The following is a 19,602-nucleotide window of genomic DNA, read 5'->3' on the forward strand; positions in this document are numbered from 1 at the left end:
TTCAGGCGGCTTTGCCGTTGGGGGCGGCCTTGGCGAAGAACAGGTCGGTGATGCTCTGGCTGTCCATGGGCTCGCCGTTGATGGCGCGGGCCAGCAGCTCGGCGCCCAGCAGTTGCACGGAGAACACCAGGTCGGGATTCACCCGGCGGATCTTCTCCAGGTGCTTGCTGGTGTTGACCAGCGCGACCGTCTTGGCGCCGTTTTCGCCGCAAGCTTCTTTCGCGGCCAGCACGATGAAGGCGTTCTCGGCGTCGTCGTCGCGCAGCGCCAGCACGTAGCGCGCGCGGGTCACGCCCGCGTTGTGCAGCACATCCACGCTGGACGGGTCGCCTTCGATCAGGTCCGTGGCCGCCGGATATTCCTGCGGCACGCCAGGAGGCACGATGACGGTGACTTCGTCGCCGCGGCGCCGCAGGCCGTCGTAAACGCTCATGGCCAGGGGCGTCGCGCCCGCGATGATGATGTGATTTTTGCGCATGGCGGTGGAGAACCTGCCTTTGACCAGCCGTTTCAGATTGCCGCCGATCACCGGCCCGGCGATCGCGCTGATGGAGGTGGCGAAGATGGTGATGCCCAGGATGATAATCGACGCGGTGAACAGCCGCGCGGTTCCGGTGTGCGGCGTGATGTCGCCATAACCGACCGTGGACATGGATACGATGGAGAAGTAAAGCGCGGTGGTGGCGTCCGTGATGGGCGGATTGAATTCGTTGCCCAGATAGAGCGTGCCGAAGACCGCGTAGATCAGCAGCGACAGCATGCTGACCAGGGCGAACAGCGAGCCGGCGGTCACGCTGGCGCGGTCGAAACGGCGCCAGTAGGCGATCAGCGCGATGACCAGGACCAGCGTATAGATGCCCAGGCCGGCGCGGCCGCTGTCTCCCATGATGGCGAAGGTGCCCACGCCGATCAGCAGCACCAGCGAGAACGCCCAGGCGATGCGCGCCTTGAGGATCAGTCCCAGCGCGATGACCTGCAGCCCCACGCCTAACACCAGGCGCGGTATCTCCAGCAGGCCCACCACGCGCATGACCTCATGCCAGTTGTCGATGGCGAGCCAGAATCCGTATTCGCGCGCCCGCACCTCGCGCAGCACCGGATGCATGAAGGCGTACCCGTCCAGCGCCACCAGGATGGCCAGGCACCAATTGGGCGGAAACAGCGCCAGCAGCTTGCGCAAGCGGTGCTTGAGGGGAACGGGTAGTGTGGGCATGGCTTTGGCGGGAACGGATCCCAAGTCCTTTGGCGGCATTGTAGGGGGCGTGCCGCGCTATACCAGATATGTATGGAAGGCTATCAACAAAGAATTACTGCAAACCTGCCCGAGGTCCTAAACTTCGTGCATCAAGCGGCTATCCATGAGGAACGCCGCTGATAAGGGCGGGACGGCCGCTGTTTTAGCAAACGGACGAATCGCCTGGCGTTGATCACGTTGCAGCCTGTGCAGGGACTAGAGACCCCGCCCAGGTTCACGGTCTGACCGTACGTGAGCAGTATGAGGCACGAATGTTGGAATCGCGTGATCCAGGTAGTAGGCATCAGTGCCGGCTGATGACTCCAGGCTCACGTGTTGTTTTAGCGCGGCGTCTTACCTTTCGAGGCAGCGCCGCGTTTTTTTCGTCCTGGCCCGTTGCGGGCCGGACCTCAAATGGACGCGTTCGCGTCCGCCGTTTCTCGGCGCCAGTCGCCCTGGGCCTCCAGGCGGCTTTCTTCCCCAGATACCCGAAATTCCAGGTCCAGCGTGATGTCCGCTGCGAACATGTAGCCCCAGCCATGCACGGCGCGGATCGGCAGCGTCATCTCGTTGGCCGCCGCTTTGCGCCGCAAGCGGCTGATCATGACGTCCACGAAGCGGCGCCGCGAGATGCCGCTGTCGGCCTCGTCCGCGCCGTCCGCGTAGAAGGCGTCGCGGCTGACCTTGCGGTCGGGCGCGTTGACCAGCCGTGACAGGAAGTCGCGCTCGCCGGTGGTCAGCCCCAGCGTGCGGCCCGTGGGGCTGATCAGGGTCCAACCCTTGTTCGCAAGGCGCCAGGTGTCGTGCATGGATTCATCCAGCGTGTGTCCGTCGGATGCGGCGTCCGCGCCGTCCAGGCCCACGGCGCGGCGCACCAGCGCCTGCAGCGCCGCCGCCAGCTCCAGCCCGGATACGTCCGGCGGCAGGCAGGCATCCGCGCCGCAGAGCAGCGTACGGATGCGGCTTTCGGCATCGGCGAATGCGGCAATGGCGACAATGCCCAGGCCTCGGTCCACGGCGCGCAGCCGGACGGCGGCATTGTGGATGTCGGGCAGGGGCGCTTTCAGCACCACCAGCGGGCAGGGGCGGCGCGAGTATCTGTCGTAGACGTCGGCCAGGTCATGGCAGCGGCGCACATTGAAACCCAGGTGCGAAAGGGCTTCGATGAGTCCGGCATGCCTGGCGTCGTCGTGGCCCAGAAATATGACATCCAGCGTGTTGTTCATTGATGCTTCCAATGAGGAGACAGGCCTGGGCGGCTGTGCCTGATGCCTAGGCGGGGCGCTGCGTGTCATACCCGTCTCCCTGTGCTGCGCGCCGAGGCGCGAGAGCGCCGGGCGGTGTTGTTCGGATGGGCGCGAGGCCCGGGGGGGATTGCCCCTGGTTTCGTGCTTACGCCGATGGCCGCCCATGCTTCGATGCTGCTTGGAAGTCACGCCCGTGTTTCATTTAAACACGGGCGTGTTTTTTTGTGAAGATACGTTTCTGTAGTTTCTGACAGTAACAGAAAGCGCAGGGGCAGCGCTATGGAAACGCTTGAAATACTGTTTGTTTTGGGAAGCGGGTGTTAACGCATTATGTATCGCCGATACATTATTTTCGATTTTGAATACGTGAAACGCCCTAAACTCGCCACGCTCTTGCCGCCGCGGCACGCTTGCATGACAGGGATGCAGCTGCGCGGCAATACCGATGTGGCAAATGCAAGCCAATGATAGATATGGTCTTTTTTATGGCGCATCGACGCGCTTCGAGGCGCCTGGAACAGGCTTGAAGCGCGCGCAGTCGGCTACGTGGCGCGATTTACGGATTAGCCCCGCAATTCGGGTGTAATCCGTTTATTTGGCGCCAGTATTGAGATGTTTTAATCAAATAAATAAATTCTTATTAATGTCTCAGGTTGATCGATTGGACACGTTTAGCCATCGTCTGCGCAACGCAAGAATGCTTCAGGGATGGACTCAAAAGGACTTGGCGGTCGCAAGCAACCTGTCGCAAAGCGCTATCGGCAACTACGAGAGCGGGCAGCGCCGGCGGCCATCCAGCGACGCGCTCATCAAGCTGACCCGCGCGCTATGCGTCAATCCCATGTGGCTCAGCACCGGCGAGGGGCCGATGCTGAACCCGGAGCCGGGCGTCATCCAGGCGGGCGCGGAGCGTGTGGCGCTCCCTGCCGCCTGGCCGTTCGAATCCATCTCCTATGCCACCTATGCGCGCCTGAGCTCCCAGGAAAAACGGCAGATCGAACAAGTGCTGGCCGCCTACATCAAGGCACGCGGCGAATAGACCCGAGGGGCTGCGCGGGCGCGCCAGCGGGGCGCCGCCGGGTGTCGGACGCAGGCGCGGGATCGCGGTCGTCGGTGCGCAGGCGGCTGCGCAGACGCTCGATGGGATCCGCAATCACGCTGTTGAGCAGGGCCGAGAATGCGATGGTGCTCGTGATCACCAGCGCCATGAAGAGCAGCGGCTGGTCCAGATGCGCTTCTTCAAGCAGCCACTTGAAGAACATGATCACCAGCGAATGGCAGATGTAGATCGGGTAGCTCAACTCGCCGATCGCCTTGTCGAGCCTGTGGCGCGACTGGAACAGGAAGGCCAGCGGCAGCAGCGCCCCGAACAGCAGCACGGCCAGGCCGTCGCGCACGGTCTGGTTCATGGCGATCGAGAAATGCAGCACACAGTAGACCGCCAGCACGGCCGTGCCGATTTCCGGCAGGCGCTTGATCCGTTGCGTCCAGGCCTTATAGCGCGGCAAAAGCACCTGGTGCGACAGCGAACCGAGCAGGAACAGGGCGAGTTCGGTCGGAAAGAACCGATACGTCCAGGGATCGCCCAAGCCTATGCCGGTGGCGATCAGCACGCCGCGCAACGCCAGCGATGCGGCCAGCAATGCGAGCAGCCGGCGCGGCGAATGCAGGATGAAGGGAGCGACCAGGTAGAAGCTCATCTCCACGCCCAGGGTCCAGGCCTGCGGCACCAGCAGCCCTTCGTAAAGCGGGACTTCGCTGTGCGCGAAGTTGCCAGTGAACTTGAGCGCGGAATGTTCGATGCCGAAGAACATCAGCCAGTCCTGGCCCATGATGAAAATGTTGGAGAGCACCAGGAACAGTTCGGCGCTGAAGGGCAGCGCGTCGTAGATGCGGAAGAATGCGCCGCCGCTCATCACGTGCGCGGCCAGCGTCAGCGCCGCAACGGCCAGATAGATCGGGAACAGCCGCAGGAAGCGGTTTGCATAGAACTTGCCCACCGCGCCTTGATAGTGGTCGGTGGCGGTGAGCACATAGGAAATCAGGAAGCCCGAAATGACGTAGAACAGCTGTACCGCGAGACGGCCGCCCACCAGATGATTGGTGGCGCCTGCGCCCAGATGGTCCAGCACCACCGACAATGCCAACAAGGTTCTCAAAAAGCCCATCGCCGTGTCTCCCCCGGATTGATCTTATTTTTGGCCCCCGTGAGGAGCCGGACACCTGCGCCTGCGGTCGTTGCGATCGGCTGCCGCGCCTTGCATGCCGGCCAGGCACGGATGACGATCTGTACTGATTCTGCGCGTCGATGTGTGCCGCCGCCATGGGGCGTTCGATGCAGCAAGGCCATGCAATTGGAGCGTGGCCATGCATTTGCCGTGCTGCTTTTGGATACCGCTTATGGGCTTAGAACACGCGTGCTGGACCGAAAGGGCGGTTACAGTCGAGGGATGTGTAATTGATGGAGTCCCGTACATGTCCAAGCTCTTGTCCACGCGTTGCCGCTTGATTGCTCCGGCTCTGCTGGCAGCGGCCCTGGCCGGTTGCGCCGGATCGACTGGCGGCGCGCGCCCGCAAGGCGCAGCTGCGGCCAACGCCGCCAGCAGCGCGGATTCGCTGGCCCAGACCAGTTGGGAACTGGTGCGCTGGACGCAGGCGGGCGGCGCGCTACGCGACATTCCCCATGGCGACAACGGCGAACCGGTACGCCTGACCTTCCTGGCGCAAGGCAAGCAATATCGCGTCAATGGCTTTTCCGGCTGCAACCGCTACATGGGCACCTACAAGCTCGAAGGCGGCAAGCTCTACATCGACGCGCCCGCCGCCACGCGCATGGCCTGCCCCGCGCCGGAACGCGCCCGCCTCGAAGCGGACTATCTGCGCGGCCTGGCGTCCATCGACACGTTCACGCTGGACAACGGCGGCGCGCCGCGGCACCTGACCTTCAATCTGCGCGGCGGCGACGTGCTGGAGTTCGCGCGGCGCCAGGATCCGCCCACCCCCTGACGTAGCCAGCGGACCGCGTATCAAAGAGTGTTAAGCCGCGAATAACGGCGCCAGGCCGCGCCTACAATGGCGTGGTCCGGCCCGCCGCCTTGCGCGGGCGCTGCATTCCTCGCTTTTTCGGAGACCCTCATGTCCCTTCCCGCGTCTTTGCGCTGGCTGGCGCCTTGCCTGTTGTCCATCGGCCTGGCCGCCTGCTCGGCGCCGCCCAAGCGTGCCGCGGATGGCCAGGATCCGCGCTTTCAGCCCGCTTCCGCTTCCGACATGCTGGCGCAGACCAGCTGGGATCTGGCGCGCTGGACCTTGCCCGGCGGCGGCTTGCGGCAGATTCCGCATCCCTCTTCCAATTCGCGCCCGCTTACGGCGAGCTTCGTCCATGACCAGGGGGCGCCGCGCATTTCCGGTTTCTCCGGCTGCAACCAGTACAACGGCTCCTATACCGTTGCCAACGGCCTGCTGATCGTGCAGGGGCGCCCGGTGTCGACCATGATGGCCTGCGCGCCGCAGAACATGAAGCTGGAGCAGGATTTCCTGGCTGCGCTGACCAGCATCACCGCCACGTCGGTGGACAACGCCAACAATCCGCAGCGCATGACCTGGGTGCTCAGCTCGGGCGACAGGCTGGACTTCGGACGCCGCACCGATCCCATCGCAGGCGGCCAGCAGGGACCGACCAAGCTGGTCTACGTGAATTCGGAGCGCGTGCCTTGCACCGCCGGCGCGGGCCGCGCCATGTGCTACCAGGTGCGCGACAGCGCCGGACAGCCCTGGCAGCTCTGGTACGGCGAAATCACGGGGTTCAACTTCCAGCCTGGCGTGCGTTACCGCTTGCGCGTGGTCGAGGTCCGCAACCCGAATCCGCCGGCCGACGCGTCGACGTTGCAGTGGGTGCTGGACGCGGTGGTCGAGCAGGAAATCGTCAATCGTTGAGCCGGATCAAACGGGGCGGCGGGCGGGGAAAACCGCCCAGCGATTACTATTACGCCTTTCGCCGCCCGCTTTTTTCCGCTTTTCCATGACTTCCGTCGTCAATATCGCCGCTTACAAATTCGTTTCGCTGGATGCTCTGCCCGAGTTGCGCGCCCGCCTTCTGGACGAGGCAGGCCTGGCCGCGCTCAAGGGCACCATCCTGTTGGCCGAAGAGGGCATCAACCTGTTCCTGGCGGGTTCGGCGGATGGCATCGACGCGTTTCTGCGCACCCTGCGCGCCGATCCGCGCTTCGCCGACCTGGAAGTGAAGTTCAGCCATAGCGCGGCGGTGCCGTTCCGCAAGCTGTTGGTGAAGATCAAGCGCGAGATCATCCGCATGAATCATCCGGCGATCCGCCCGGAGGCGGGACGCGCGCCCGGCGTGGATGCGAAGACGCTGGCGCGCTGGCTCGAGGCCGGCATGGACGACGCCGGACGGCCCGTGGTCATGCTGGACACGCGCAACGCCTTCGAGGTCGACGAAGGCACCTTCAGGAACGCCATCGATTGGCGCATTGAACGCTTCACGCAATTTCCTGCGGCGGTGCAGGCGCACCGGGCCGAACTGGAAGGCAAGACCGTGGTCAGTTTCTGCACCGGCGGGATCCGCTGCGAAAAGGCCGCGATCTACATGAACGAGGCCGGCATCGAGCACGTCTACCAACTCGATGGCGGCATCCTCAAGTACTTCGAGGAAACCGGCGGTCCCGGCTATGACGGCAAATGCTTCGTCTTCGACGAACGCATTTCGCTGGACCCGGCGCTGGCGCCCAGCAAGGCCTGATGTACCGCGCTCAATAACAAAAAGCCCGCCGATTTGAACTGGCGGGCTTTTTGCATTCAGCGGGGGCGCGGGATCAGCGCACGCGCATGCCGGGCTTGGCGCCGGGGAAGGGTTCCAGCACGTAGATGCCGGCGTCCACGGACTCATCCGCATGGCTGGCGGCCAGCACCATTCCTTCGGATACGCCGAACTTCATCTTGCGCGGAGCCAGGTTGGCCACCAGGACGGTCAGCTTGCCGATCAGGTCTTCCGGCTTGTAGGCCGACTTGATGCCCGAGAACACGTTGCGGTGACGGCCTTCGCCCGCGTCCAGCGTCAGGCGCAGCAGCTTGGTCGAGCCTTCCACGTGTTCGCAGTTGACGATCTGCGCAATGCGCAGATCGACGCGCGCGAAGTCGTCGATGGAGATGGTCTCGGCGATGGGCTCGCCGCCAGGCACCACCACGGGGGCGGCCGGCGGCTCGAACAGGTCTTCCAGCATCTGCGGTTCGACGCGCTGCATCAGGTGCTTGAAGGGCGCCACGCGCTGCGGCAGCACCGAGGCATCGGCCCAGGTGAAAGGCGCCTGCGCGCCGAACAGTTCCAGCGCCACGCGTTCGGACAGCGCCGGCAGCACCGGCGCCAGCATCACGGACAAGGCCTTGAAGCCGGCCAGCGAGCGCGAGCAGATGTCCTGCAGGGCGGCCTTCTGAGCGTCATCGGCGGTGGCGATGCCCTTGGCCAACACCCAGGGCTGCGCCGTGTCGAACGCCTGGTTGATGCGATCGGCGTAGGCCATGATTTCGCGGATGGCGCGGTTGTATTCGCGCGCCTCGAACGCGGCGCGGATGGACTCCGCCTGTTCGGCGTACTCCGCGGCCAGCGCCGAGGTGTCGCCCGAATAGCCGAGGACGCCATCGAAATGCTTGGTGATGAAGCTGGCGGCGCGGCTGGCGATGTTGACGTACTTGCCGATCAGGTCGCTGTTGACGCGGGCGATGAAGTCCTCGGGGTTGAAGTCCATGTCTTCGACCCGGGCGTTCAGCTTGGCGGCGATGTAGTAGCGCATCCATTCGGCGTTCATGCCGAGTTCCAGGTAACGCAGCGGCGAAATGCCGGTGCCGCGGCTCTTGGACATTTTTTCGCCGCTGACGGTGATGAAGCCGTGCACATTCACGGCGTCAGGCGTCTTGCGGCCGGCGAACTTCAGCATCGCGGGCCAGAACAGCGCGTGGAAATACACGATGTCCTTGCCGATGAAGTGGACCTGTTCGGTGGGGCCGGCAGGATCGAGCAGCGCATCGAAGTCCATGCCCTTGACCGCGCAATACGACTTCAGCGAGGCCAGGTAGCCGACGGGCGCGTCCAGCCAGACGTAGAAATACTTGCCCGGCGCGTCCGGGATCTCGATGCCGAAGTAGGGCGCGTCGCGGGAGATGTCCCAGTCGCCCAGCTTGGCCTCGCCATCGTCCGAACCCAGCCACTCGCGCGTCTTGGCCAGCATTTCAGGCTGCAGATGCTTGCCGCCGGCGGCGTTGGAGCCGGTGGTCCATTGCTGCAGGAATTCCACGCAGCGCGGATCGGACAGCTTGAAGAAGAAGTGGTCCGAGGACTTCAGCACCGGCGTGGCGCCGGTCAGGGCCGAGTACGGGTTGATCAGCTCGGTGGGCGCGTAGACCGCGCCGCAGACTTCGCAGGAATCGCCGTACTGGTCCTTGGCGTGGCACTTGGGGCATTCGCCCTTGATGTAGCGGTCGGCCAGGAACATGCCTTTGACCGGATCGTAGAACTGCTCGATGGAGCGGGTTTCGATCAGGTCCTGTGCCTTGAGCGCGCGGTAGATGTCCTGCGATAGCGCGACGTTCTCGGCTGAATCGGTCGAGTGCCAGTGGTCGAAGCGGATGTGGAAGCCGTTCAGGTACTGCGGGCGCTCGGCGGCGTAGCGCGCCACCAGGGCCTGCGGCGTGATGCCTTCCTTTTCCGCCTTCAGCATGATCGGCGCGCCGTGCGCGTCGTCCGCACCCACGAAGTGCACCGTGTGGCCCGCCATTCGCATCGAACGAACCCAGATATCGGCCTGGATGTACTCCATGATGTGGCCGATGTGGAAAGATCCGTTGGCGTAGGGCAGCGCTGTGGTGACAAAAAGGGTGCGAGACATGGTTGTCTTTGGAGGTTGAGGGAAAAAAGGGGTAGGCCGGCCATTTTAGGGCAAGCGCGCAGACTTGCCGGACAGCGGCCCGTCAATGGCTCAACCCACCCTTCGCGGCAGGCGAATCAGGCGGGTTGCGAAAGAATGCGGGGATGGGCGCGAATACACGGCAATTCCGCCGCGCGGACGCACAAGCCCACGGTCCGCTTGCGCCGCGGGCGGCGCAAGCATGCTGGAAAGCCGCCGTCAGCGGATTTCGCGGGCTTCGACGTCGATCACGTCGCCGCGCGGCTGCGTGGCGAAGGGGGCGGTGGCGGACTGGAACGGCCCCGGGCGGGCGCCCTGGCGCTGGCTCCAATAGGCGCGTACGCCGAAAGGTTTGCCGCGCACCTTGGCGACCACGTACAGGATCGCCACGGCGATCGCCGTGGAAAGCATGAACACCAGCGCCATCGCCATGCCGATCAAGGCCAGGGCGGCGAATAGGACGGCACGAAAGAAGCGGATAAGTGTGTTGGTCATGAAGATCGGATGCAAAACGCAGGGAAAGGTTCCCGGGTATCCGCTATCCTTTAGGGGATGGCGGGCCGCAGAAGCCGCGCTGCCTACGGAACCATAGTGACATGAGTATAACGATAGAACAAATTCGCGCCGCGCTGCGCGCCGCGCAGGACCCGAATACCGGTATGGATTTGGGCGTTTCTGTAAAAGATCGTGACATCAAGCTGGAAGGCGGACGGGTTTCGCTGGCGCTCGAGCTGGGGTATCCGGCCGATGCCGCGCGCACCCAGGTCCGCGATATCGCCGTGGCGGCGCTGGCCGCGGCCGGCGTGGCCGACGCCCAGGTCGAGGTGAGCTGGAAGGTCGCCGCCCATGCCGTGCAGAAAGGGCTGAAGCCCTTGCCCAATGTGCGCAACATTATTGCGGTAGCGTCCGGCAAGGGCGGCGTGGGCAAGAGCACCACGGCCGTGAACCTGGCCCTGGCCCTGGCGGCGGAAGGCGCCAAGGTGGGCGTGCTGGACGCCGACATCTACGGCCCCAGCGTGCCGACCATGCTGGGCATCTCGGGCCGTCCCGAAAGCCTGGACAACAAGAGCATGGAGCCGCTCACGGGCCACGGCCTGCAGGCCAACTCCATCGGCTTCCTGATCGACGCCGACTCGCCCGCCATCTGGCGCGGCCCAATGGTGACGCAGGCGCTGGAGCAACTGCTGCGCCAGACCAATTGGCGCGATCTTGATTACCTCATCGTCGACATGCCTCCCGGCACGGGCGACGTGGCGCTGACCCTGGCGCAGAAGGTGCCGGTGGTGGGCGCCGTCATCGTCACCACGCCGCAGGACGTGGCGCTGCTGGACGCGCGCAAGGGCTTGCGCATGTTCCAGAAGGTTGATGTGCCGATCCTGGGCGTGGTCGAGAACATGGCCATCCACATCTGCTCGCAATGCGGCCATGCCGAGCATATCTTCGGCGAGGGCGGCGGCCAGCGCATGGCGGAGCAATACCAGACGCCCTGGCTGGGCAGCCTGCCGCTGACGCTGGCGATCCGCGAGCAGACCGATGCCGGTTCGCCGACCGTGGTGTCGGATCCGGGCAGCGAAGCCGCGGCGCTGTATCGCGGCATCGCCCGCAAGCTGGCAGCTGGCGTGGCGGCGCTTCCCCGCGACATGGCCGGGAAGTTCCCGTCCATCGTCGTGCAGCAACCGACCTGACGCATGCGGTGGGCAGCCCGCGCCTTCTTGGCAGGACTTGTTGTGATGACGGGCGAGGCGTTGGCCAAGCGCCCGGAAATCATTGTGGACCCCGGCGGCGTGCCGCCGGCCGCCCTGCAGGCGATTACCGAAGCCGTCGATGCGATCGCGCGGCTGGCGGAAGACCAGGACGGCGGTGAAATCAACCGCCTGCGTCGGCGCGCGCGCGACGCGACGCTGGCGGCCCTGGCCACCCAGGGCTATTTCTCGCCCACGGTGAAGCTCGAAGCCGGCACCGATATCGGCGGAGAAACCTGGGACATCAGTATCGTTTCGGGCAAGCGCACCACCGTTACGTCCGTGGACCTGAGCTTCACCGGCCGCATCACCCGGCCCGAGTTCGCGGCGCGGGTGCAGAAACTGCGCGACGACTGGCAGCTCAAGACGGGCCAGCCCTTCATCAACAGCGACTGGAACAAGGCCAAGTCGAACCTGCTGGACGCGGTGTCCTCGCGTGACTTCATGCTGGCGCGCATGACCGCGTCGCAGGCGGAAATCGAGGCCGATACGGCATCGGCCGCCCTGCGCGTCACAATAGACAGCGGCCCCCAGGTGCGCATGGGCGAGCTCACCACGGAAGGCCTGAAACGGGTGCCAGAGAAGCTGGTGGAGCGCTATGTGCGCTACTCGCCGGGCGCCGCCTATGACCAGAACAAGCTGGACACCTGGCAGCAGGACCTGCAATCCACTGCGTTCTTCCGCGGCGCGTTCGTGTCGCTGGAGCAGCCGGGCCAGGCGCAGCCGACTCCTGCGCCCAATGCCGACCGCGCACGCGCGCCGGGCTCGACCGATCTGGCGGCTGCCACGCCGGCGGGAGATCCTTCCGTGTCCGGCGGCATACCGCCGCCTGCGCCCGCCTACGACTCGAACGGCGAAGTGACCTTGCCGGTGCAGGTACGGGTGGTGGAAGCGCCGCCCAAGCGGTTCACCGGATCGATAGGCGTGGACGACGAGGCCGGCCTGCGCGTGGAGTCGCTGTACCGGCAGAACGTGGTCTTTGGCCAGCCGGTCACCCTGGAGACGGGCTTCAGCGTGGACCGGCTGCAGCAGCGCGCCTACGCGGACTTCCTGTTACCGCCGAACCAGCGTGGCTACAAGGATTCCTTCGGGGTCCTGTACGACCACTCCGACATCCAGGGGCTGGACGTGACGCGTTACGCGCTGGGCGCTACGCGCCTGCAGGAGCGCAAGGGCGCGGGCGATAGCCGGGTCGAATACGAGACCCGCTGGGGTCTGCTGCTGGCGGAGGATCACGTGAAGATCGACGGCGGCGACCAGTACAAACTGCCGACCCTGACCGCCACGGCCGAATGGCTGCGCCGCGATGTCGATAACAAGTACGACCCGCGCGAAGGCAACCTGATCGCGGTGGGCGGCGGCGTGGGCGTGACGCTGGACTCCGGCGAACCCTACACCCGCGCCCGGCTGCGGGCCCAGAAATGGTGGCCCATCGGCAAGCTGGACGTGCTGACCGTGCGCGGCGAAGTCGGCCGGGTCTGGTCCAACAGCAAGGTGCGCGTGCCGGACGATTTCGGTTTCCGCACCGGCGGCGCGCGTTCGATCCGCGGCTACAAGTACCAGAGCATAGGCGTGAAGCAAGACGACGCTGTGGTGGGCGCGCCCACGCTGCTGGTCGGCAGCATCGAGTACGACCACTATTTCAATGAGCGCTGGGGCATGGGCGTGTTCGTGGACGCGGGCGACGCCGCGGAATCGTTCGGCGACATGTCGATGGCGGTGGGCTACGGCGTAGGCGCCCGCGTGCGCACGCCGGCCGGACCCTTGTTCCTGGACGTGGCCTATGGCCAGCGCGACCGCGACCTGCGCCTGCACTTTTCCTTGGGGATCGCGTTTTGAAGGCCTTGCGCAAATTCCTGCGCCATGTGCTGGTGTGGTGGTTGCCGGGCCTGGCCATGCTGGCCGTGCTGGCGGGCGGCTTCCTGTTCTGGCTGGTCGGTTCGCAGAACGGCACGCGGCTGCTCCTGACCACCGCCGCCCAGCAATTGAATGGCCAGGCGCTGGACGTGAGCGGCTCGCTGTTGCGCGGCGTCTCCGTGGGCAAGCTGGACCTGGACGTCAGCGGCACCCGCGTCGACATCACGGACCTGCACCTGGACGTGAACTGGCGCGCCCTGGGCGACCGTCTGCTGCACGTGCGCGATGTATCGGCGGGCTCGGTTTACATCGGCCTGACCGCAACACCCGAGACGGCGCCTGCCGAGGACGACGGCGAGCCTTTCTCCTTGCCCGAACTGCCGGTGGACATCGCTATCGACCGGGTGGCGTTGGGCGACTTCCAGTTGGACCAGGACGGCGAACCCTTGCCCGTGACCCTGGGCAATCTGGACGCCACCTTCGCCGCGGGCAAGCAGGGCGCGCAGTTGCGCATCGCCAGCCTGCGGGTGGGCCACGAGGCTGCGCAGGCGGACATCTCCGGGCAGGCCGAACTGCAAGGCATGGCCGATCCCTGGCCGTTCGCCGCTCGCCTGGACGTGACCGCGCGCGGGACCGGCTCCGATTCCCCGCTGTGCGAAGCCGACAAGCTGAGTGGCGTGTATGAGCGTCAGGCGGGCGCTGCCAAGAAGCTTGAGCCCAAGCCTGGCGCCAAGGCCGACCCCAAGGATGAATCCAAAGCCGGGGCCAGGACAGATCCCAAGGCGACGCCTTCCGAGCCGCCCCGGCCCGCCTGCCAGGTGGTGCTGCGCGCCGATGCCGCCGGTTCCTTGGATGGTATCCAGGCCAAGCTGGAGGGCGAGGGCTCCGGCCTGCTGCTGGACCTGACCGCCGACCTTGCGCCGCGCACGGCGCTGGTGCTGCGCAGCGCCCGGGCGCAGGCGCAACTGCCTGACAAATCGACCCTGGCCGCGCAACTAGACCTGCAATCCGATAGCACGCAAGGGACGGGCCGCGACCGCATCGCGGGCACGATAAGCGCCCAGCGCCTGGATTTGTCGCCCTGGCTGGGCAAGGATGTTCCGCCTGCGGTCCTGACCGTGCGCGGCGACGTCCAAGCCGACATCGAGAACCTGAGCCAGCTACGCCACGCCGCGGTCGATCTGCGCTTCGAAGAGGGCACGCGCTGGAACAAGCAGCCCCTGACTGGCGCGCTCAAGGCCCAGGTGGATATCGCCGCAGCGACCAATAGCGCGGAATCCGCCGCCGTGCCGAACGGTGCCGCCTTGCCCGAGGCCGATCCTCTGGCCGGGCTGCGCATCCACGGCCTGGACGTGGACCTGAAGCTGGGCCGCAACCGGGTCCAGGCCAGGGGCGAGCTGGACGCCAAGGACGGCGCGCTGTCGCTGGACGCCCAGGCGCCCCAGCTCGACGCGTTCTGGCCGGGCATCCCCGGCGGCGCGGAGTTGAAAGGCAAGCTGGCGGGCACGCTGGCTGCGCACCGCGGCGAGCTCGCGGCCGGCTACACGCCGCCCAAGCCGCGCCCGGGCGTGCTGGGCGAGGCGCCCGCCAAGGCCAACATCGTCTTTGCCGGTTCCTGGGGCAAGGGGCCAGCCGGCACGCCCGACGCAGCCCTGCCGGGATGGCGCGGCACGTTCTCGAGGCTGACGGCAGAGACCGCCGGCTTCACCGTGGCCGTGGACCGTCCGGTCACGCTGGCTTTCGTGCCTTCCGCCGTGGAACCGCAATGGCAGTGGCAGGTGGGGCAGACGGCGCTGAGCCTGACCCTGCCTGGCAAGGAGCGCGTGGTCCTGGCGCACCAGGGTTCGCGGGGGGGCGGCAAGCGTTGGGAAACGGCGGGCAAGGCCGACAACCTGGTGATCACGGCCGCCATGGCGCGCCAGGTGATAGGCGCCTTCGATCCCGAGGCCGCGGCCAAGCTGGGCAAGCGGCCCGGCCGCGTGAACGCGATGGTGCCCGAGGGCCAGCGCCGCATCGCGCTGGACGTCTTGTGGGATCTGAAGTTCGACGGCCGGCTGGGCGGCCGCGCGCGCATCGCGCGCCGCGAGGGCGACCTGCTGATACCGGGCGATCCTCCCATCCCGCTGGGACTGAAGGCGCTGGTGCTGGACCTGACCGCCACGCCGACCTCCGCCAACGCCAGCCGCCTGGACGCCAAGGTCAATCTGGCCACCGACAAGATGGGCCTCATCAACGGCACCGGCACCGCCGTGTTGGTGGTGGACGCCAAGGGCGGCATGGCGCTGGACCCGCGCCAGCCGCTGCGCGCCAAGCTGGACGCGGATATCGCCGACCTGGCCTGGGTTGGCCTGTTCGTGGGCGACTCGATGGAAGTCGGCGGCACGGTCAAGGCCAATCTGGAAGCCCAGGGCACCCTGGCGGGCAAATGGTCGGCCAGCGGCAGCATCCGCGGCGACAAGCTGCGCGTGGTGCGCATCGACGACGGCGTGCGGCTGATCGACGGCACCTTGTCCGCGCGCCTGGACGGCGACCGGGTGGTGCTGGAAAGCCTGCGCTTCCCGGCCTCGTTGCGGGTGATGCCGGCCGAATGGCGCACCAAGGAATGGATCACCACCAATCCCGAGGCAAAGGGCGGCTACGCCGAAGCCAAGGGGCAGTGGAATTTCATCGATGGCGGCGGCGATATCCGGCTGACCCTGTACCGCTTCCCGGCGCTGCAGCGTTCGGACCGCTACGCCATGGTGTCCGGGGTCATCGACGTGAAGGCGGCCATGCCGCGCATCGACATCGTGGGCGACCTGAAGGCGGACGCCGGCTGGTTCAGCCTGGAAATCCTGCAGGGCGTGCCGTCGCTGGACGATGACGTCAAGGTGCGCCGGCCGGGCGATGACCCCGGCACCGTCTCCACGCCGCTGCAGACCAGCATGAACCTGAAGTTCGACATGGGGCCGCGCTTCTACATCACAGGCATGGGGCTGGACGCCGGCCTGCTGGGCTCCATTCAGATCATGCTGAACGATGGACGCCTGACCGGCGTGGGCGCGCTGCGCACCCGTGGCGGCGGCATCGAAGCCTACGGCCAGAAGCTGCGCCTGAGCCGCGGCACGCTGACCTTCCAGGGCCGTCTGGACAACCCCTTGCTGGATATCGAGGCGCTGCGCACGGGCGAACAGGTCGAGGCGGGCGTCAAGGTGGTCGGCACGGCGCAGCGGCCGCGCATCGACCTGGTGTCGTACCCGGACGTCAGCGACGTGGAAAAGCTGTCCTGGCTGCTGCTCGGCCGCGGCCCCGACGAAAGCGGCGGCGACGCGGCGCTGCTGATGTCGGTGGGTACCGCGCTGCTGGGCGGCGGGCAGCCGTTCTACAAGCAGTTCGGCCTGGACGACGTCAGCATCAAGACGGGCAACATCGGCAGCTCCGGCAGCATCCTGCCGGACCGCACGGTGGCCGGCGACGTCAACCGGGACAGCGACAGCCAGCTGGCCACGCAATTCCTGGTGGCCAGCAAGACCTTCGCCAACGGCATCACCCTGAGCGTGGAACAGGCGCTGGCGGGCAGCGATACCGTCGGCCGCGCCAGCTACAGGCTGGCGCGCGGCTTGTCGGTGGACCTGAAGGGCGGGGCGGTCAATGGCATCGCGCTGGTCTACCGGACCTTCTGGGGGAACTGAGGCGGAGCCGGGCGGCACGGTCCCGCCCGGCCCCTCGCCGGTGGCGCATCCGCACTCGGGATAAAATGGCGTCCATTCCATTCCCTAGCACCATTCCCACCATGAGCATCAAAAGCGACCGCTGGATCCGCCGCCAGGCCGAAGCCGGCATGATCGAACCCTTCGAAGCAGGGCAGGTCCGCACGGCCAATGGCGGGCGTATCGTCAGCTACGGCACCAGCAGCTACGGCTACGACGTGCGCTGCGCGGACGAGTTCAAGATCTTCACCAACATCAATTCCACCATCGTCGATCCGAAGAACTTCGACGAAGGCTCGTTCGTGGATTTCAAGGGCGACGTCTGCATCATCCCGCCCAATTCCTTCGCGCTGGCCCGCACGGTCGAGTACTTCCGCATCCCGCGCAGCGTCCTGACGGTTTGCCTGGGCAAGAGCACCTATGCGCGCTGCGGCATCATCGTCAACGTCACGCCGCTGGAACCCGAATGGGAGGGCCACGTGACGCTGGAGTTCTCGAACACCACGCCGCTGCCGGCCAAGATCTACGCGGGCGAAGGCTGCGCGCAGATGCTGTTCCTGGAAAGCGACGAAGTCTGCGAGACCTCTTACCGCGATCGCGGCGGCAAGTACCAGGGCCAGCGCGGCGTGACCCTGCCGCGCACCTGAAGTCTCAGTCCGCGCGCCGCGGCGCCGGACGCAGGTAGTCGATATCCCACTCGCTTTCGCCCGTCTGCACGAACCCGTGCCGGCGGTAGAAGCGGTTGGAATCGCTGTCGCGCAGCGCGCCCAGGCTTACCGCCAGCCCCAGGCGGTCGGCCTCCTGCAGGATCTTGCGCATGACCTGTCCGCCCAGCCCCGAATCCTGCGCGGCGGGGCGGATGTACAGATGATCCAGGCGCAAGCCGTCACCCTCCGGGCGCAGCGCGTAAAACCCGATCCGCTGGCCATCTTGCTCGATGGACCAGGTGTGTTCCGGCCGGAATGTGCTGCGCAGCCGCGAGCGCGCGCGTTCAGGATCGAAGCGCCCCAGGCGCTCCAGGCTTTCGCGCATGGCTTCGATGCGCAGCGCCAGCAGGTCTTCGAAATCCGCTTCCGAGACCGGGGCGTATTGCAGCTGCGGCGTGGACAGCTCATCGTAGCCCCGGCCCAGGAACTGCAGGATGCAGATGCCGTGACCGTAGGGATCGCTCAGGTGGGCGATGCGGCCCCAGTTGTGCGAGACGGCCGGGTCTTCCAGGCGCGCGCCAGCGGCCACCGCCTGTGCGACCGCGCGGTCCGCGTCCTCCACCACCACGTCCAGATGCACCGGCGTCCAGTGCCGCGCATAGTCGCGCGGCTGGCGCGTGGCGCCGGCGGCAGGCGTACCCGCCGCCTTCTCCAGCAGATAGATGGGCGCCTCGGCCCCTGCCATCTCGGCCACCGTCGGTCCTATCCGGCGTCGCAGCGTCAGGCCGAACGCGCGTTGATAGAAGTCGATGGCGTGTTCGAGATCGGGCACGTCGATGTTGACCAGGATGTGCATTGGGGGGCCGTCTGCTGAGTGAAGAAAAAAACATATCATGGCCGCGGCGCGCGGTGTTACTTGCAAATCCGCTAAAGAACATCGCGGCCGCGTCCGTAAATGACAGTACATGTGTTTGCCGATTTGGCGACGTCATCTCCGCAAGCGTAAAAAAGCCCCGACCCGTGCGTTACCCCCATATCCCCTGGCTGCCTTTGTTGTTCTATCCTGCGCTGCCGGTGGCCGCTGCGGTGGGGCTGCTGCTGTGGCGCGAATGGCCGCCGGCCTTGACGCAGATCGTGCCGTTCGTGCCTTGGGTGATGGCGCTGATCGGCGTTGCCGTGTGCCTGATGTACCAGCGCGCACAGACCATGGTGCTGATGCTCAGCGTGCTGGCCGCCACGGCGGCCTGGCCGGCGCTGGCCACGGAAGCGCCCTGGGCCGTCGGACCGGCGCTGGCGTGGTGGTCCCTGGCCTACACCATCAACGCCCTGTGGTCCGAGCGCTCCAGCATGTTGCTGGACCTGGCCGCCCGCATCGGCATGATCGCCGCCGGCGCGGCGGCGATTGCGCTGGCCGGCAAGGACGGCGTGAACGATCTGCTTGGCATGCTCTCCGTGCAGGGCAGGTTGGCCCACCTGAGCGTGCCGATCGAAGGATTGATCGCCTTGCTGGCCACGGGCCTGACGCTGACCCTGCTGTTGCTGCGCTATGGGCGTCCGCAGCAGGCGGGGCAGTGGCTAGGATTCGTGTGCATGGCGTGGGCCTTGCCGCGCGGGGCGGAGCATCCCGTCGAACTGGCGCTGATGTCTACCGCCGCGCTGACGGCCCTGTGCATCTCGCTGGCCCACGAAGGTTTCCACATGGCGTTTCGCGACGAGCTGACCGGTCTGCCGGGCCGGCGCGCGCTGAACGAGCGTCTGCAGCGCATGGGGCGCGTCTATACGCTGGCGATGGCCGACGTCGACAACTTCAAGGCTTTCAACGACACCCACGGGCATGACGTAGGCGACCAGGTCCTGCGCATGGTGGCGGCGCAGTTGCGGCGCGTGCCGGGCGGCGGCCGGGCCTACCGCTACGGCGGCGAGGAATTCACGCTGGTGTTCCCGGGCAAGACCGCGGCGGAAAGCATGCCGCACCTGGAAAGCGTCAGGCGCTCCATCGAGGCCTACCAGATGCGCCTGCGCGACAAGCCGGTGCGCCCCAAGGCCGACCAGATCGGCCTGCGCCGTCGCGGCGGGCGCGACGCGCGCAATGCGCGGCCGCTGCGGGTGACGGTCAGCATAGGCGTAGCCGAACGCAGCGACGCCCTGCGCGCGCCCGACGCGGTGATCAAGGCGGCGGATCAGGCGCTCTACAAAGCCAAGGACGAAGGCCGCAATCTGGTGCGGGCGTTCAGCACGCGGCGCCGGACTGGCGCGGCCTGATGCCGCGCCG

General features: G+C 66.3%; 15 protein-coding genes. 9 read left to right on the plus strand and 6 right to left on the minus strand.

Annotated elements, in window-relative coordinates:
• Nucleotide 1: 1 nt before the first annotated feature.
• Together kch and HV766_RS03665 are read right to left on the minus strand one after the other, a co-directional pair.
• Nucleotides 2–1,213, minus strand: coding sequence for a voltage-gated potassium channel protein (kch, locus tag HV766_RS03660; RefSeq protein WP_054452010.1), 1,212 nt, complete (start codon nt 1,211–1,213; stop codon nt 2–4).
• Nucleotides 1,214–1,644: 431 nt separating this feature from the next.
• Complete coding sequence (locus tag HV766_RS03665; RefSeq protein ID WP_119450333.1) at nt 1,645–2,460, minus strand: response regulator transcription factor; 816 nt, start codon at nt 2,458–2,460, stop codon at nt 1,645–1,647.
• A gap of 664 nt (nt 2,461–3,124) precedes the next feature.
• Here HV766_RS03665 and HV766_RS03670 point away from each other — a divergent pair.
• Entirely contained in the window at nt 3,125–3,520 is a 396-nt protein-coding gene (locus tag HV766_RS03670) for a helix-turn-helix domain-containing protein (RefSeq protein WP_119450332.1), read from the plus strand.
• Here HV766_RS03670 and HV766_RS03675 read toward each other — a convergent pair.
• Nucleotides 3,501–4,649, minus strand: coding sequence for an acyltransferase family protein (locus tag HV766_RS03675; protein WP_175180583.1), 1,149 nt, complete (start codon nt 4,647–4,649; stop codon nt 3,501–3,503). The genes HV766_RS03670 and HV766_RS03675 overlap by 20 nt on opposite strands.
• A gap of 307 nt (nt 4,650–4,956) precedes the next feature.
• Between HV766_RS03675 and HV766_RS03680 the strand changes: the two genes are divergently transcribed.
• The 3 genes from HV766_RS03680 to HV766_RS03690 all read left to right on the plus strand — a co-directional run bounded on the left by HV766_RS03680 (nt 4,957) and on the right by HV766_RS03690 (nt 7,237).
• Nucleotides 4,957–5,487 carry an META domain-containing protein gene (locus HV766_RS03680; protein WP_054452006.1) on the plus strand — a complete coding sequence of 177 codons (531 nt, stop codon included), beginning with the start codon at nt 4,957–4,959 and terminating at the stop codon, nt 5,485–5,487.
• 129 nt (nt 5,488–5,616) lie between these two features.
• Complete coding sequence (locus tag HV766_RS03685; protein ID WP_175180584.1) at nt 5,617–6,414, plus strand: META and DUF4377 domain-containing protein; 798 nt, start codon at nt 5,617–5,619, stop codon at nt 6,412–6,414.
• An 85-nt stretch (nt 6,415–6,499) separates the two neighbouring features.
• The gene (locus tag HV766_RS03690) at nt 6,500–7,237 is read left to right on the plus strand and encodes a sulfurtransferase (RefSeq protein ID WP_054452004.1); all 738 of its coding nucleotides are present in this window, start codon (nt 6,500–6,502) and stop codon (nt 7,235–7,237) included.
• A 73-nt stretch (nt 7,238–7,310) separates the two neighbouring features.
• Here the strand turns inward: HV766_RS03690 and metG are convergent, their stop codons facing one another.
• Nucleotides 7,311–9,377 carry a methionine--tRNA ligase gene (metG, locus tag HV766_RS03695; protein WP_054452003.1) on the minus strand — a complete coding sequence of 689 codons (2,067 nt, stop codon included), beginning with the start codon at nt 9,375–9,377 and terminating at the stop codon, nt 7,311–7,313.
• Between the two features lie 237 nt (nt 9,378–9,614).
• Nucleotides 9,615–9,890 (minus strand): hypothetical protein, encoded by a 276-nt coding sequence (locus HV766_RS03700; RefSeq protein ID WP_006226181.1) that lies wholly within the window; start codon nt 9,888–9,890, stop codon nt 9,615–9,617.
• A gap of 101 nt (nt 9,891–9,991) precedes the next feature.
• Here HV766_RS03700 and apbC point away from each other — a divergent pair, with 101 nt between their 5' ends.
• The 4 genes from apbC to dcd all read left to right on the plus strand — a co-directional run bounded on the left by apbC (nt 9,992) and on the right by dcd (nt 17,330).
• Nucleotides 9,992–11,080, plus strand: coding sequence for an iron-sulfur cluster carrier protein ApbC (apbC, locus tag HV766_RS03705; RefSeq protein ID WP_054452002.1), 1,089 nt, complete (start codon nt 9,992–9,994; stop codon nt 11,078–11,080).
• A gap of 3 nt (nt 11,081–11,083) precedes the next feature.
• On the plus strand, nt 11,084–12,976 hold the full coding sequence (locus tag HV766_RS03710) for an autotransporter assembly complex protein TamA (RefSeq protein ID WP_175180585.1): 1,893 nt from the start codon (nt 11,084–11,086) through the stop codon (nt 12,974–12,976).
• A complete protein-coding gene (locus tag HV766_RS03715) occupies nt 12,973–16,665 on the plus strand; it encodes a translocation/assembly module TamB domain-containing protein (RefSeq protein ID WP_415823073.1) in 3,693 nt (1,230 codons plus the stop codon). The genes HV766_RS03710 and HV766_RS03715 overlap by 4 nt, the downstream gene beginning before the upstream one ends.
• Nucleotides 16,666–16,766: 101 nt before the next feature.
• On the plus strand, nt 16,767–17,330 hold the full coding sequence (gene dcd, locus HV766_RS03720; RefSeq protein ID WP_041654363.1) for a dCTP deaminase: 564 nt from the start codon (nt 16,767–16,769) through the stop codon (nt 17,328–17,330).
• A 4-nt stretch (nt 17,331–17,334) separates the two neighbouring features.
• Here dcd and HV766_RS03725 read toward each other — a convergent pair whose 3' ends face one another.
• Nucleotides 17,335–18,186: a GNAT family N-acetyltransferase gene (locus HV766_RS03725; RefSeq protein ID WP_175180586.1), complete on the minus strand. Its 852-nt coding sequence runs from the start codon at nt 18,184–18,186 to the stop codon at nt 17,335–17,337.
• A 164-nt stretch (nt 18,187–18,350) separates the two neighbouring features.
• Between HV766_RS03725 and HV766_RS03730 the strand changes: the two genes are divergently transcribed.
• Entirely contained in the window at nt 18,351–19,592 is a 1,242-nt protein-coding gene (locus tag HV766_RS03730) for a GGDEF domain-containing protein (protein WP_054451999.1), read from the plus strand.
• Nucleotides 19,593–19,602: the final 10 nt, after the last annotated feature.

Source organism: Achromobacter aegrifaciens (assembly GCF_902859735.1).
GTDB classification, from domain to species: Bacteria; Pseudomonadota; Gammaproteobacteria; order Burkholderiales; family Burkholderiaceae_B; genus Achromobacter; species Achromobacter aegrifaciens.

Coding starts and splice junctions, on each gene's coding strand:
- HV766_RS03665 (WP_119450333.1), bottom strand. CDS start 2,460: ATGAACAACACGCTGGATGTCATATTTCTGGGCCACGACGACGCCAGG.
- HV766_RS03680 (WP_054452006.1), top strand. CDS start 4,957: ATGTCCAAGCTCTTGTCCACGCGTTGCCGCTTGATTGCTCCGGCTCTG.
- HV766_RS03675 (WP_175180583.1), bottom strand. CDS start 4,649: ATGGGCTTTTTGAGAACCTTGTTGGCATTGTCGGTGGTGCTGGACCAT.
- HV766_RS03690 (WP_054452004.1), top strand. CDS start 6,500: ATGACTTCCGTCGTCAATATCGCCGCTTACAAATTCGTTTCGCTGGAT.
- kch (WP_054452010.1), bottom strand. CDS start 1,213: ATGCCCACACTACCCGTTCCCCTCAAGCACCGCTTGCGCAAGCTGCTG.
- HV766_RS03700 (WP_006226181.1), bottom strand. CDS start 9,890: ATGACCAACACACTTATCCGCTTCTTTCGTGCCGTCCTATTCGCCGCC.
- dcd (WP_041654363.1), top strand. CDS start 16,767: ATGAGCATCAAAAGCGACCGCTGGATCCGCCGCCAGGCCGAAGCCGGC.
- HV766_RS03670 (WP_119450332.1), top strand. CDS start 3,125: ATGTCTCAGGTTGATCGATTGGACACGTTTAGCCATCGTCTGCGCAAC.
- apbC (WP_054452002.1), top strand. CDS start 9,992: ATGAGTATAACGATAGAACAAATTCGCGCCGCGCTGCGCGCCGCGCAG.
- HV766_RS03710 (WP_175180585.1), top strand. CDS start 11,084: ATGCGGTGGGCAGCCCGCGCCTTCTTGGCAGGACTTGTTGTGATGACG.
- metG (WP_054452003.1), bottom strand. CDS start 9,377: ATGTCTCGCACCCTTTTTGTCACCACAGCGCTGCCCTACGCCAACGGA.
- HV766_RS03725 (WP_175180586.1), bottom strand. CDS start 18,186: ATGCACATCCTGGTCAACATCGACGTGCCCGATCTCGAACACGCCATC.
- HV766_RS03685 (WP_175180584.1), top strand. CDS start 5,617: ATGTCCCTTCCCGCGTCTTTGCGCTGGCTGGCGCCTTGCCTGTTGTCC.